15 protein-coding genes are annotated in these 12,670 nt (G+C 36.9%); 11 read left to right on the top strand and 4 right to left on the bottom strand.

Features of this window, described 5'->3' with window-relative positions:
• Position 1: 1 nt before the first annotated feature.
• From ACN9MR_RS03940 to ACN9MR_RS03930, 3 genes are read right to left on the bottom strand one after another with little or no spacing between them, the layout of a single operon-like run.
• Positions 2-724, bottom strand: coding sequence for a carboxypeptidase-like regulatory domain-containing protein (locus ACN9MR_RS03940; protein WP_426328328.1), 723 nt, complete (start codon positions 722-724; stop codon positions 2-4).
• A gap of 17 nt (positions 725-741) precedes the next feature.
• On the bottom strand, positions 742-1,500 hold the full coding sequence (locus tag ACN9MR_RS03935; protein WP_426328327.1) for a hypothetical protein: 759 nt from the start codon (positions 1,498-1,500) through the stop codon (positions 742-744).
• 38 nt (positions 1,501-1,538) lie between these two features.
• The gene (locus tag ACN9MR_RS03930; RefSeq protein WP_426328326.1) at positions 1,539-2,324 is read right to left on the bottom strand and encodes an NlpC/P60 family protein; all 786 of its coding nucleotides are present in this window, start codon (positions 2,322-2,324) and stop codon (positions 1,539-1,541) included.
• A gap of 110 nt (positions 2,325-2,434) precedes the next feature.
• Here ACN9MR_RS03930 and ACN9MR_RS03925 point away from each other — a divergent pair, with 110 nt between their 5' ends.
• Together ACN9MR_RS03925 and ACN9MR_RS03920 are read left to right on the top strand one after the other, a co-directional pair.
• Entirely contained in the window at positions 2,435-2,884 is a 450-nt protein-coding gene (locus ACN9MR_RS03925; RefSeq protein WP_057932517.1) for a universal stress protein, read from the top strand.
• A 20-nt stretch (positions 2,885-2,904) separates the two neighbouring features.
• Positions 2,905-3,477 carry an adenylate kinase gene (locus ACN9MR_RS03920; protein WP_426328325.1) on the top strand — a complete coding sequence of 191 codons (573 nt, stop codon included), beginning with the start codon at positions 2,905-2,907 and terminating at the stop codon, positions 3,475-3,477.
• Between the two features lie 21 nt (positions 3,478-3,498).
• Here ACN9MR_RS03920 and ACN9MR_RS03915 read toward each other — a convergent pair whose 3' ends face one another.
• Positions 3,499-3,849 carry a 4Fe-4S dicluster domain-containing protein gene (locus ACN9MR_RS03915; RefSeq protein ID WP_025143125.1) on the bottom strand — a complete coding sequence of 117 codons (351 nt, stop codon included), beginning with the start codon at positions 3,847-3,849 and terminating at the stop codon, positions 3,499-3,501.
• A 78-nt stretch (positions 3,850-3,927) separates the two neighbouring features.
• Between ACN9MR_RS03915 and ACN9MR_RS03910 the strand changes: the two genes are divergently transcribed.
• From ACN9MR_RS03910 to ACN9MR_RS03870, 9 genes are all read left to right on the top strand, one after another.
• The gene (locus tag ACN9MR_RS03910; protein ID WP_426328324.1) at positions 3,928-4,944 is read left to right on the top strand and encodes an acyl-CoA reductase; all 1,017 of its coding nucleotides are present in this window, start codon (positions 3,928-3,930) and stop codon (positions 4,942-4,944) included.
• 76 nt (positions 4,945-5,020) lie between these two features.
• Positions 5,021-6,970 carry a gliding motility-associated C-terminal domain-containing protein gene (locus ACN9MR_RS03905; protein WP_426328323.1) on the top strand — a complete coding sequence of 650 codons (1,950 nt, stop codon included), beginning with the start codon at positions 5,021-5,023 and terminating at the stop codon, positions 6,968-6,970.
• A gap of 51 nt (positions 6,971-7,021) precedes the next feature.
• A complete protein-coding gene (locus tag ACN9MR_RS03900) occupies positions 7,022-7,225 on the top strand; it encodes a hypothetical protein (RefSeq protein ID WP_057932355.1) in 204 nt (67 codons plus the stop codon).
• A 1-nt stretch (position 7,226) separates the two neighbouring features.
• A complete protein-coding gene (locus tag ACN9MR_RS03895) occupies positions 7,227-7,910 on the top strand; it encodes a cell division ATP-binding protein FtsE (RefSeq protein WP_029278680.1) in 684 nt (227 codons plus the stop codon).
• A 128-nt stretch (positions 7,911-8,038) separates the two neighbouring features.
• Positions 8,039-8,620, top strand: coding sequence for a nucleotide exchange factor GrpE (locus ACN9MR_RS03890; protein ID WP_426328322.1), 582 nt, complete (start codon positions 8,039-8,041; stop codon positions 8,618-8,620).
• Positions 8,621-8,775: 155 nt separating this feature from the next.
• On the top strand, positions 8,776-9,936 hold the full coding sequence (gene dnaJ, locus ACN9MR_RS03885) for a molecular chaperone DnaJ (protein WP_029278682.1): 1,161 nt from the start codon (positions 8,776-8,778) through the stop codon (positions 9,934-9,936).
• 457 nt (positions 9,937-10,393) lie between these two features.
• A complete protein-coding gene (locus ACN9MR_RS03880; protein WP_426328321.1) occupies positions 10,394-10,690 on the top strand; it encodes a hypothetical protein in 297 nt (98 codons plus the stop codon).
• Between the two features lie 33 nt (positions 10,691-10,723).
• The gene (locus ACN9MR_RS03875) at positions 10,724-11,440 is read left to right on the top strand and encodes a DUF72 domain-containing protein (RefSeq protein WP_426328320.1); all 717 of its coding nucleotides are present in this window, start codon (positions 10,724-10,726) and stop codon (positions 11,438-11,440) included.
• Positions 11,441-11,755: 315 nt separating this feature from the next.
• Positions 11,756-12,670: an exopolyphosphatase gene (locus tag ACN9MR_RS03870; RefSeq protein WP_426328319.1), complete on the top strand. Its 915-nt coding sequence runs from the start codon at positions 11,756-11,758 to the stop codon at positions 12,668-12,670.

The following is a 12,670-nucleotide window of genomic DNA, read 5'->3' as shown; positions in this document are numbered from 1 at the left end:
CCTAGCCATTTAACAACTGGCTCATTCGCTCTAAAAATGTAGGTTGCTTAATAATGCCCAGTCCACCTAAAATAGATTGATCCATTTTCATTTTAACAAAAATAACATCATTTTTACCGAGATTTACTTTTAGCTCTTTACTTTCAAATCCAATATACCTGATATCCAGAATTACATTATTATTAAAATCTTTTCTATTCAGTCTTAACTCAAAGTCTCCATTTCTATCAGTAGTTGTTCCAATCTTTGAATTTTTAATCCTGATACTCACGGCAATTAACGGCAGCTTATCTTCTTTACCGATAACTTTACCTCGTATGGTAACAAAATAATCTTCGCCGTTTTCTTTTAAAACATCATCTTTTATTAATTTCTTATTATCCGTCTGAACTGTGGGGTATGATGAAGAAATATTTGCATTACCCAATTTCGGAAAACTCAAAAAAGCCAATAAAGAAGCAGCAATCAGGCTAGGTTTAAATCGGCTAATTGCAAAATTCGATTTTACACGAATTAAACGATCAAGCTGTTCGGGCTTAAATCTTCCACAGCTTTTGCCCTGGTTTTCTGTAAACCAAATATGTAATTCGCGATCGGAGAAATTGGTAAAATCAACAACTGATTTTTGACATGAACTGCAGAATTTCCCCGTATTATTATCGATCATCTCGCCCCATTTTTCATGACAAGGATTGGAAATCTGGATTTTAAAATTTGAGCTCATAAAATTTAATTTGCTAATTATCTAAAGATATTTATAACACCGCTCACAATCCTCCTGCTTACAGTTGTTTTTATCGAAATACCACCAAGCCTTCCTTCCAATTGTTCGCTTATCTTATCAACAACCATTTTGTTTATAAAATCCATTTGCATTGCATGTTGTAAAACAACAGAGATCTCTTTTTCCTCTCCTAAAAGAAATAAACTCTTTTTAGTCTCAAATGCGTTCGAAGTAAAAATTAATTCGCCAATGGTGCTGTTTCTTGGTTTTTTAATTTTAATATAGAAGGAGCCATCGGCGGCCGTTTCAGCATAAATATTTTGATTTTTTAATTCGATGTTTATATGATTTAAGCCAATTCCTTCCAGATTATATACTCTTCCTTTTATAAAAGTATATTCCATCTCTAAATCTTCCGAAACTTGCTTGTACTGAAGAAATCCAGTTTCTAATGCATCTACATGTTTTGCGTAACCGAGTTTAGGAATACTTAAAAATGCAAAAATTGAAGCTGCGATTAAACTGGGTTTAAAAACTTTGAAAAATGCTACAGTTTTGCCACCTATATAACGATCAAGCTGCTCGGGCTTAAATCTTCCACAACTATTCCCTTGATTTTGGTTAAACCACCGTTTTAACTCTGTATCGGTAAAATGGGTAAAATCTATTACAGATTTTTGGCAGGAGCTGCAAAATTTCCCGTTTGAATCAGCTTGCATTCCTGCCCACTCTTCATGACAAGGATTTGAGATTTGAATTTTAAATTTAGATGGCATAAAAAATGTATCTTTTATATAGGATACATTTTCAGCTATTATTCCACAAAACGTTTGATAATTCTCAATTTGTGCGAATATTTTCCCAATTCTTTATTAAAAATCCCCTGATCATCAATCGGATCAATTTTTACCTTGGCTGAGGAATGGATAATTTCGTTCGGGCTTAACATAATTCCTACATGGGTAATCCGGCCTTCGTCGTTATCAAAAAAAGCAACATCTCCAGCTTTGCATTCAGCCAGGAAACCCACCAGTTCACCCTGTTCGGCCTGCTGTGAAGCATCGCGGTTCAACTTAATGCCTAACATCTTAAATACGGTTTGTACAAAACCAGAGCAATCTAAGCCAAACAAATGTCTTCCACCCCATAGGTATGGGATATTTTGAAAAAATTTGGCTGTTTCGGCAACTTTATTGGTAAAATCTACAGCACTATTGTCGTATGCTTCGAAATTCAGTTTAAATTTTTCCTCGCCTGCATAACAAAAACCGTCTTTTAAAAAAGGAAGGTTACTTGCCGGACTTAAATGATACGAACTTCCATCTGCAGCTGTTAATACATTATTGAAACTTAATGGAGCAAGTAGTTTACAATCGTGCATTGCTGCAAACTGACTTTGGGTAATCGGGGCCAGTTGTCTGAAATCCATCCAACCTTCGTAACCATCGTAGCCATTTTGAATGAGCCACCAGCGTTCTTCCTTCTGAATAACTTCTACATGATCGCCGAATAAAAGTTGCGAAACAATTTCTGCTTTATCTGATGCATCAGCTCTTAATGCCGCTACAGCAACCCTACAAATACCGTATTGATTTTCCATTTAAATATGCTCGTGAAACTATTGTAAAACTAATAAAATACATCCATTGCCTAACATTTTGCGCACAAATTTGTTATTTTTATGATGATCACCCTTTAAATCTGCTCGCCATGAATTTTAAAAAAATATTAATTGCCGTTGATAACAGTACCTGCTCAGAAAAAGCGGCCAAAGCCGGTTACGACATGGCTGAAAAATTTGGAGCAGAAGTAGCATTGGTTAACATTATCGAGCCTATTCCGGCTAACGTAAACCCCGATTTAACCTTGGCGCCGGTGTTTTTAGAAACATATGACAACAGCGAAGAAAACAGCCATATTTTGCTTAAAGAAATGGAGACGAAATATAGCAAAGGTGCAAAAACCACTTATTTAAGTGTTGTTGACACCGCAGCGCATGGTATTATCCAACAATCGGACGAGTGGGGATCAGATTTAATTGTTATTGGCACTTATGGACGTACGGGCTTGTACCATTTTTTAATGGGAAGTGTTGCCGAACACGTGGCGAGAAAATCTGCTTGTCCGGTTTTGATTATTCCTAATAAATGCGATGTTTGAGCTAAATTCAGTTCAAACAAATGAAAATTCACATATTTGGAGCTTCTGGTTCTGGCGTAACTACACTGGGCAAAGCCTTGGCAAAAAAATTAAACCTCACCTATTTTGACAGTGATGAATACTTCTGGATACCTACAAATCCTCCATTTACAACAAAACGGAATCCTAAGGAAAGAAATGACCTCATAAAAATGGCTTTAACAGAAAGTGATCATTGGGTTTTTGGTGGCTCAAGTTTGAGCTGGGGCGATGATATTTTTCCAGAATTTGATCTGATTGTATTTCTTTGGCTTCCTCCAGAAGTGAGGTTGAATAGATTAAAAAAAAGAGAATTTGAACGTTACGGATCTGTAATTTATCAGGATCCTGAAAGAATAAAAAACTATCAGGATTTTATCGAATGGGCAACTAACTATGATATTGATCCGATCAAATCTGGCTTCACAGGCAGGTCGTTAAAAGTACATGAGGATTGGATTAAAGATTTAAACAAAGAAATTTTACAGATTAGAGGTGATTTTACCGTTAAAAAAAGAATAAAAAAAATTATAGATTATCTGGAAACTAAAAAAGGCACCAAATGGCGCCTTTAATATGTATATATTTTATAAAGCTTATCCTTCCTGGTGTAACCAAGCTTTCTTCGCCAATAATTCTTCTTCTGTTTCACGGATATCTTCGTCGTCTACGCAACAATCTACCGGACATACTGCCGCACACTGAGGTTCATCATGAAAGCCCTTACACTCTGTACACTTATCGGATACAATATAATAAACTTCATCCGAAACTGCTTCTTGAGCTGCATCAGCTTCAATTTGTTGATTACCAAAATCAATGATACCATTTAAATTTGTACCATCAGAAAAACGCCATGCAGTACCGGCATCGTAAATTGCGTTATTAGGACATTCTGGTTCGCAAGCCCCACAATTTATACACTCATCTGTTATTTTAATCGCCATGTTTTCGTCTAATTCTTTTGCTTAGTTTACCTTTGCGCTGCAAATATAAGATATAATCACTTAATAATAATTCTAAATATGTCAGCATTAACTCAAGAAAAAGTAATAATCGCGTTCAGCAAACTGGGCAAATTGCTTACAAACCCTACTGACATACTAGGAAATGCATTTTATAGTGCCGAAAGTACTAATGCATGGTTTACCTCAGAGAACATAAAAAAATCTATTTTATCTTTTGCTGAAATGTTAAATGAGGCTGATTTGGCCATTTGGTTCAAATCGGTTAAGTTTAGCACAACTCCAAAAAAGGTTGGTTTAATACTGGCAGGGAATATTCCAATGGTGGGTTTACATGATGTTTTAAGTGTATTGGCCACAGGTAATATTGCTTTAATCAAACTTTCTTCGGCTGATGATAAATTAATTAAAGCCGTAATTGCCGAACTGATTAAAGTAGAACCTGCTTTCGGGGATAAAATAGAATATGTAGAGCGTTTAAAAGATTTTGACGCTGTTATTGCAACCGGAAGCAACAATTCATCCCGCTATTTCGACTATTATTTCAGTAAAGTGCCCAATATTATCAGAAAAAACAGGAACAGTGTTGCAGTTCTAGATGGTTCGGAAAGTTTCGAGGACATTCAAAATCTTGGTAACGATATTTTTGATTATTTTGGCTTAGGCTGTAGAAATGTTTCTAAAATCTATATCCCAAAAGGATATGATATTGCTAATTTTTACGAAGGTATAGAAAGTTTTCAGCCTATTATTAACCACTTTAAATACAATAATAATTACGATTACAATAAATCTATCTATCTGGTTAATGCGGCTAAACACTTCGACAATGGCTTCTTGTTATTAAAAGAAGATAAGCACCTGACATCGCCCTTGGCTGTTCTTTTTTATGAAGAATACGAGCAGTTACAGGAGCTTGAAGATAAACTGAAAAACCAATCAGAAAACATTCAATGCGTGATTAGCAAATCGCCTTTAAGTTTAAACACTTTCGGTTTTGGCCAAAGCCAGCATCCCAAACTTTGGGACTATGCAGATAATGTAAATACCGTTGAGTTTTTGAATGGGTTAAACTAATATGGTGAGTGACTTTGCTCATTGATGGCATTTAGATTTTAAATTTATTTAATATTGCATAAACCTGAGCCAGTAAATGCACTCTCTATCAAAAGCGTTATTTTTTCTTTCTATCCTCCTGTTTGCAAATTTTGCAAAAGCGCAGCTTTGTAGCGGAACTTTTGGACAACCCCTCATTAGTCAGACCTTTGGGCAGGGAAACAATACCGACAGCTGGTATGGACCATTGGAGCAGTATGCACCAGGCGCTTCTACTTATACAACTTTTGTTGGTCCTCCGGGAGTAAGCCCACGTAATTTAACTGCCAACCAATCGGGTTTAGTTAAAACACCTGCTACCCCTGGTAATCCATACCCTATTTACTGGCAGCCACATGCTGATCATACCGGAGATCCCAATGGTTTGATGCTTTTAATTGATGGTATAGCAACTCGAACTGTATTTTTTGAGCAGCGAATGGATAATCTATGCCCAAATACCACTTTACGTTTATCCATTTGGGTATTAAATACAAATTCGCCTGCTGCCAATGCTCAAAATCCAAATATGATCTTGCGTATAACCGATCCCAATAATAATATATTAGGCGAAAAACCAACCGAAAATGTACCCGCAGATGGAACATGGCATCAATATTCCGTTGACTTTAGTAATAGCAATAGCCCAACGGTAATCTTACAGTTGATTAATAACACACCAACAAATAGTGGTAATGATTTTGCTTTGGATGATATCACCGTACAAGCTTGTGGCCCAGCTATCGCTCCATTTTTTAACACGAATGCCTCTTTATTAAACATGTGTGAGGGGAATACCAGCAATTTCATTTTAGATGCAAATATTACTGCAGGATATACAAACGCATTTTATCAATGGCAGGAAAATACAGGTAGCGGTTGGGCTGACATTGTTGGCAAAACAACGAAACAAGCTGCTATAGATTTTTCAGATCGCATAGCTGGCACTTATCAATATCGGTTAATTACGGCTATGAATGGCAATATCGATAGAACTTACTGCAGGGCAGTATCAGAGCCGATAGAGGTTACTGTAAATCCTTTACCCACTGCCAAAGCCGAAAATTCTGGCGAAGTTTGTATTGGTGGCACCATTCGATTAAATGCCTCTGGAGGAACAAGTTATAAATGGTATGGTCCAGATGGTCAGTTCCTTTCTGCTGAGAAGAACCCAACGATAACCAATGCAACTAAAGCAATGGAGGGCATTTATACTGTTCAGGTGGCTGCAAATGGGTGTACATCACCTGCAACAACAACCGTTGAGGTTTTTGAGCCAGTAATTCCAATAACCAATATTCAAAATGCAACCATTTGTGAAGGCCAATCTGTTCAGTTAGAAGTGTCAGGTGGTTCTGCCTACCTTTGGCACCCATCAAAAGGCTTGTCTGATCCACAAATCCCTAACCCAATCGCCGCACCAACTGAAACTACGACATATACGGTTCAGGTATCTAATTACAGCTGTACTACGTATGCACAAATCACTGTCAACGTAAATAAAAATGTAGTGGCCAATGCAGGTGCAGATCAAACAATCGTAACCGGACAATCAACAATTTTAAATGGTAAAGTGAGTGGCGATGATTTTACCTATTTCTGGACACCATCAGATTATCTTGACGACCCCACCAAACTTAGTCCCATTGCTACACCAACTGAAGATATTACCTATACTTTACATGCGAGTTCAAATTTGGGCTGTAACAGTAGTAGCGATGAGGTTTTCATCAAGGTTTATCCAAAAGTGGTAATCCCCAATACCTTTACGCCAAATGGCGATAATGTAAATGATATGTGGAATATTCCGTCTATTACATCTTTCCCCAATTCAATTGTGAAAGTAACCAACCGATATGGCCAGCTCGTTTACCAGAGCACCGGAACTTTTAAAGCCTGGGATGGGAAAATGAATGGGAAAGATCTTCCTCCGGCAATATATTATTATAGCATTTATTTAAACAAAGATTTTAAAACCTATACCGGCTGGGTAATGCTGATGAGATAAAAAGGACTTCTTACTTTCGCTTATCATTTGGAAATGCTATTTTTGGGCACAATGTATATCGTTAAAGTTAAAGGCATAGCCAAAATTCCAGATTACGTACAGTTAAGAGATGACAAGTTTACACTTTTAGCTTATTTTAGGGTTGATAGGCCTGATAAATCGCTGGAAAAACTCGGACTTGGCGACAAGCAAGAATACATTATGGAAATGGTTAAAGATTTGCCTTTCGGGCAGATTGCAAAATTAGAAATATAATATGGCAGGCAACTCAGTAATTCATTTAAGCAATGTTGATGTTTTTCAACAGAAACATCTAGTCCTCTCAAACGTAAATTTACACATCGAAAAGGACGAATTTGTCTTCCTGATCGGTCAAACAGGTTCGGGCAAGAGCAGTTTGCTTAAAATATTATATGGCGACTTACATATTGGTAATGGCGAAGGTAATATTGCTGGTTTCGACCTTAAAAACCTGAAGGAAAGTCAGGTGCCGTTTTTACGCCGTAAATTGGGAGTAGTTTTTCAGGATTTTCAATTGCTTACCGATAGAACCATTGAAAAAAACCTTGAATTTGTGCTTAAGGCAACAGGTTGGAAAGACGAAAAACTAATTAATGAACGCATTAAAGATGTTTTAGACAAAGTTGGTTTGCGTTCTAAAATCAAAAAAATGCCACACGAAATTTCTGGTGGCGAGCAGCAGCGTATTGTTATTGCGAGAGCTTTGTTAAATGATCCGGAAATTATTCTTGCTGATGAGCCTACAGGAAATTTAGATCCGGAAACATCAGAAGAAATTGTAACCCTTTTAAAACAAATTAGCCAGGCCGGAACTGCGGTATTAATGGCTACACACGATTACCATATCATCCGCACTTTCCCTTCGCGCATTATTAAATGTGAGAATGGAGTTGTGCATGAAGATGCACAAATCGTATAAAAAATTCTGACATCCGTCAGCTAATCAGCCAATCTGTTCAGATAAATACAAATAAATCTGACAGCTTGGCTGATTTCCGTTTATGGCAAAATAGTTGAGATCAAAACAAAAAAATTCAGCCCAGTATTATGTTTAATAAGAAGAAAAATAACGATAAAGAAGAAAATATAATGAATCCTGAAAATACATCAGAAAATACTGCTGAGAATGTAGAGAATACTGATGCTCCTATCGCTGAAACTGAGCAGGCGCCCGAATTATCTGCAGAAGAAAAATTGCAAGCGGAAGTTCAACAACTTAACGACAAATATTTACGCTTATATGCTGAGTTCGATAATTATAAACGTCGTACACAAAAAGAACGCGTAGAATTGTTGCAAACGGCAGGTAAAGATGTAATTGTTTCACTTTTACCTGTTTTAGATGATTTTGACCGTGCATTAAAAGCAATGGAAACTGCTACTGACGTTGCCCCGGTTAAAGAAGGCATTTTATTGGTAAGCACAAAGCTAAAAAACACTTTAGCACAAAAAGGATTGAAAGATGTAGAAAGCATCAGTCAGCCTTTCAATACCGATTTCCACGAAGCAATTACCAATATCCCTGCTCCTAGCGATGATCTTAAAGGGAAAGTGATCGACGAAGTTGAAAAAGGTTATACCTTAAATGATAATGTAATCCGCTTTGCTAAAGTTGTAGTTGGAGCGTAAGGAAATTGAAAAGTTGGAAGGTTAAAAGTTGGAAAGTTGCAGTAGCAATAGCAACAATTAACCCCAAGCAAGAAAATTAATAAAACTGGTGTTTGTTTTTGGGTCAGGAACATTAAACGTTTCAACTTTCAAACATTTCAACGTTTATAAAGAAGATGAGTAAAAGAGATTATTACGACGTATTAGGCGTAACTAGGGGCGCAGCCGCTGATGAGATAAAGAAAGCTTATCGCAAGATGGCGATTAAATATCATCCGGATAAAAATCCAGGAGATAAAGCTGCTGAAGATAAATTTAAGGAAGCTGCCGAAGCTTATGAAGTTTTAAGCAGTCCAGATAAAAAACAACGTTATGATCAATACGGTCATGCGGGTGTTGGAGGCGCAAGTGGCGGTGGTTACGGCGGTGGCGGCATGAACATGGACGATATTTTTAGCAATTTCGGCGATGTATTTGGCGGTCACAATCCTTTCGAAAGCTTTTTCGGTGGTGGTGGCGGTCAGCAACGTGGTGGTCGTCGTGTAGCCAAAGGCTCTAACCTACGTATAAAAGTTAAATTAACACTTGAGGAAATTGCACATGGTGCAGAAAAGAAAATCAAGGTTAATAAACTAATTGTTTGTAAAACCTGCGATGGCTCTGGTGCGAAAGATAAATCATCGGTAAGTACTTGTGGTACCTGCGGTGGTAGTGGCCAGGTACGTAGAGTAACCAATACAATTTTAGGCCAGATGCAAACAGCATCTACCTGCCCTACCTGTAACGGTAGCGGTCAGCAAATTACCTCAAAATGTACAGTTTGTCATGGAGATGGTGTTGTACGTGGCGAAGAAACCATTACCATCAATATTCCTGCAGGTGTAAGTGAAGGTATGCAATTAAGCATGAGCGGAAAAGGAAATGCTGCACCTAATGGCGGTATCCCAGGCGATTTAATTATCTTAATTGAAGAAACGCCACACGAAACCTTAAAACGCGAAGGCAACAATATCGTTTACGATTTACATTTAAGCTTCGTTGATGCTGCTTTAGGGATGAGCATTGAAGTACCAACCATTGATGGTAAAGCAAAAATCAAAATCGATCCGGGTACACAAAGCGGAAAATTATTACGCTTAAAAGGTAAAGGTTTACCAGAAGTGAATTCTTATCATAGAGGTGATGAGATTATCCACATCAACATCTGGACACCAAAAGCTTTAAGTAGTGATGAACGTAACGCTTTAGAGAAATTACGTGAATCGCCAAACTTTAAGCCTCAACCGGGTAAAAATGATAAAAGTTTCTTCGAAAGAATGAAAGAATACTTCGAGTAATTGATTAAATATAAATCGAAAAACCGGTGCCGCAAGCATCGGTTTTTTGTTTTATAAAGCATCGTACCAAAAGTCCCTATTTTTTAGTGAAGTCAGATGTTACCATCTGACTATAAGAACCATTCCAATAAACTTGGGTAATCCACATTTGCCGTATCAGATGGTAACATCTGACACCACGAGTATTTAGTGAAGTCAGATATTACCATTTGACTATAAAAACTATTCCGGTAAACTTTGATAATCCATTTTTCACCCTATCAGATGGTAACATCTGACACCACGGGTATTTAGTGAAGTCAGATGTTACCATCTGACTATAAGAACCATTCCAGTAAACTTGGGTTAATCCATTTTTGCCGTATCAGATGGTAACATATGACACCACAGATATCTGAACATAAATTGCTTACTTTTTTGGGTTACATATCCATAAAACCGGTATTAATTTCAGAACATGAACGAACTCACTACCATTTTCAGAAAGTACCCAATAGCATCGATAATATTTGTATTGTATTTAATCGGTTGGATTTCACCAGTCCTCATTGAGGTTTTCTTTGCTTCGACAAAAAACGAATCGCAATTAAAAAACAATCATCCACCGTTTACTGGATATTTAGCACTTTCAATGCTGTACTTATTAACGATGGTGGTATTAGGTTTTCTAAATAAAAAAGGCAACATTTACTTAAAACTATCAGGCTATATTGGCGTCTCGTTGATTATTTTCGCCGCAATTAATAACGGATAATAAACCTTTCCATTTATAGTCTGTTTTCTATATATGAAATGGAGAATTGGTTGCTCAGGCTTTTATTATCGTGAATGGAAAGAGATTTTCTACCCAAAAGGTTTGGCACAAAAAGATTGGTTTAAATATTACTGCAGACATTTTAATACAATAGAGATCAATTCTACCTTTTATAAAATGCCAACTCAAAAATCGTTCGATAAGTGGTATAATGAAAGTCCGAGTGGTTTTTTATTTACAATTAAGGCGCCGCGATTGATTACACATTATAAACAGTTCAATGAATGCGAACAGCTCATAAGCGATTTTTACGAGGCTATTCAAATCGGACTAAAAGAGAAATTAGGATGTATACTGTTTCAGTTTCCACCAAAGTTCGATTATAATGCAGAACGGTTCAACCTATTGATCGAAAATTTAACACCAGATTTTAAAAATGTGGTAGAGTTTCGCCACATCAGTTGGTTTGATGAAGAAATCTATAAAAAATTCGCTCAAAACAACATCATATTTAGCGGCCAAAGCTATCCTTCTTCTCTACCTGACGATGCGATTCAGAATGTAGAGACTATGTATTACCGTTTTCACGGAAAGCCCGTATTGTATAAATCAGAATATGATATAAATACGATTAAGGGCTTTAAAAATCAGGTTAAAGATAATATTAATGAAGTTTTTGTATATTTTAACAATACCTGGGGAGTTGGAGCATTGCATAATGCAAAACAATTGCAGACTTTGATAAAATAGTATTTTTGTGATGTCAGATGTTACCATCTGACTATCTCGATCATATTAATAAAATTGGATGAAGATTGTTGTTTGATTTTTATATGTAAGATGGTAACATCTTACACCATGGGAAATTTATGGGAACCTGGCAAGAGCATAAACTTATAAGCCACTTGCTATCCTGCTAAAACCAACAGCCACTGAAAAATAAACCTGTTAGCAATGGTATTTCGTTCTACTACCCTTAATTTAGCAATACGAAATTTAATGGATAGCAGGAGGACAGTTACTAAATAACCACTGCAAAGCTTTCCAAAACACGAAATATAAACTATGCGCATTGCAGTTATCGACCTGGGTACGAACACCTTTCACTTACTTATTGCTGAAACAACAGGAAATCAGCCGGAAATTTTATACAAAACCAATGTGCCTGTTAAACTGGGAGAAGGAAAAATTAACGACAATATTATCATTCCTGCAGCCCTTGAAAGAGGTGTGAACTGCCTGGAAACGTTTAGCCATACAATTGTTGAATATCAGGTTAATGAGGTAAGGGCTACGGCTACTTCTGCAGTTAGAAGCGCAGAAAACGGACAAGATTTTGTACATGCAGTAAAGGAAAGAACCGGAATAAACATCGAAACGATTAGCGGCGATGAAGAAGCTGAATTAATTTACCAAGGTGTAAAACTGAGCGGAGCAATTACAGAGACATCTTTGATTATGGATATTGGTGGCGGAAGCGTAGAATTTATCCTGTGCGATCCCGAAAAACTGATCTGGAAGAAAAGTTATAACATTGGGGTGGCACGTTTAATGCAGCAGTTCTTTAAATCAGATCCTATATCCGACAATGAAAAGAATGCCATTTTATTTCACATTCAAAATCAACTTGCAGATCTTTTCGAGATCTGTGAAAAATACCATCCTGAAATCTTAATCGGATCTGCTGGGGCCTTCGAAACATTTGCTGAGCTCATTATTAGAAAAAACAACTTAAAAGCAGACATTAAAACAGCCAAAACTTTTGCATTCAATTTCGATGATTACATTTCAACTTCGATCAAACTACTCAATGCTACGCATAAAGAAAGGGCGGAAATGCCTGGTATGATCCCTTTAAGGATTGATATGATTGTGATTGCGGCGCTAATTACCAACTATGTATTGGGCAGAGCGAAAATAAACCGATTAACACTTTCTACCTACGATTTAAAGATGGGTGTTTTGGCCAGCCTGTTATAA

Origin of the sequence: Pedobacter sp. R-06, assembly GCF_049913135.1 — a bacterium.
Lineage (GTDB): Bacteria > Bacteroidota > Bacteroidia > Sphingobacteriales > Sphingobacteriaceae > Pedobacter.
Note: the sequence above shows the minus strand (reverse complement) of the source record. Positions and strands in the feature narration are given on the sequence as shown.

Bases quoted from the DNA above. Each gene is read 5' to 3' on its own strand.
- ACN9MR_RS03940 (WP_426328328.1), bottom strand. From the start codon at position 724: ATGAGCTCAAATTTTAAAATCCAGATTTCCAATCCTTGTCATGAAAAA.
- ACN9MR_RS03935 (WP_426328327.1), bottom strand. From the start codon at position 1,500: ATGCCATCTAAATTTAAAATTCAAATCTCAAATCCTTGTCATGAAGAG.
- ACN9MR_RS03930 (WP_426328326.1), bottom strand. From the start codon at position 2,324: ATGGAAAATCAATACGGTATTTGTAGGGTTGCTGTAGCGGCATTAAGA.
- ACN9MR_RS03925 (WP_057932517.1), top strand. From the start codon at position 2,435: ATGAATTTTAAAAAAATATTAATTGCCGTTGATAACAGTACCTGCTCA.
- ACN9MR_RS03920 (WP_426328325.1), top strand. From the start codon at position 2,905: ATGAAAATTCACATATTTGGAGCTTCTGGTTCTGGCGTAACTACACTG.
- ACN9MR_RS03915 (WP_025143125.1), bottom strand. From the start codon at position 3,849: ATGGCGATTAAAATAACAGATGAGTGTATAAATTGTGGGGCTTGCGAA.
- ACN9MR_RS03910 (WP_426328324.1), top strand. From the start codon at position 3,928: ATGTCAGCATTAACTCAAGAAAAAGTAATAATCGCGTTCAGCAAACTG.
- ACN9MR_RS03905 (WP_426328323.1), top strand. From the start codon at position 5,021: ATGCACTCTCTATCAAAAGCGTTATTTTTTCTTTCTATCCTCCTGTTT.
- ACN9MR_RS03900 (WP_057932355.1), top strand. From the start codon at position 7,022: ATGTATATCGTTAAAGTTAAAGGCATAGCCAAAATTCCAGATTACGTA.
- ACN9MR_RS03895 (WP_029278680.1), top strand. From the start codon at position 7,227: ATGGCAGGCAACTCAGTAATTCATTTAAGCAATGTTGATGTTTTTCAA.
- ACN9MR_RS03890 (WP_426328322.1), top strand. From the start codon at position 8,039: ATGTTTAATAAGAAGAAAAATAACGATAAAGAAGAAAATATAATGAAT.
- dnaJ (WP_029278682.1), top strand. From the start codon at position 8,776: ATGAGTAAAAGAGATTATTACGACGTATTAGGCGTAACTAGGGGCGCA.
- ACN9MR_RS03880 (WP_426328321.1), top strand. From the start codon at position 10,394: ATGAACGAACTCACTACCATTTTCAGAAAGTACCCAATAGCATCGATA.
- ACN9MR_RS03875 (WP_426328320.1), top strand. From the start codon at position 10,724: ATGAAATGGAGAATTGGTTGCTCAGGCTTTTATTATCGTGAATGGAAA.
- ACN9MR_RS03870 (WP_426328319.1), top strand. From the start codon at position 11,756: ATGCGCATTGCAGTTATCGACCTGGGTACGAACACCTTTCACTTACTT.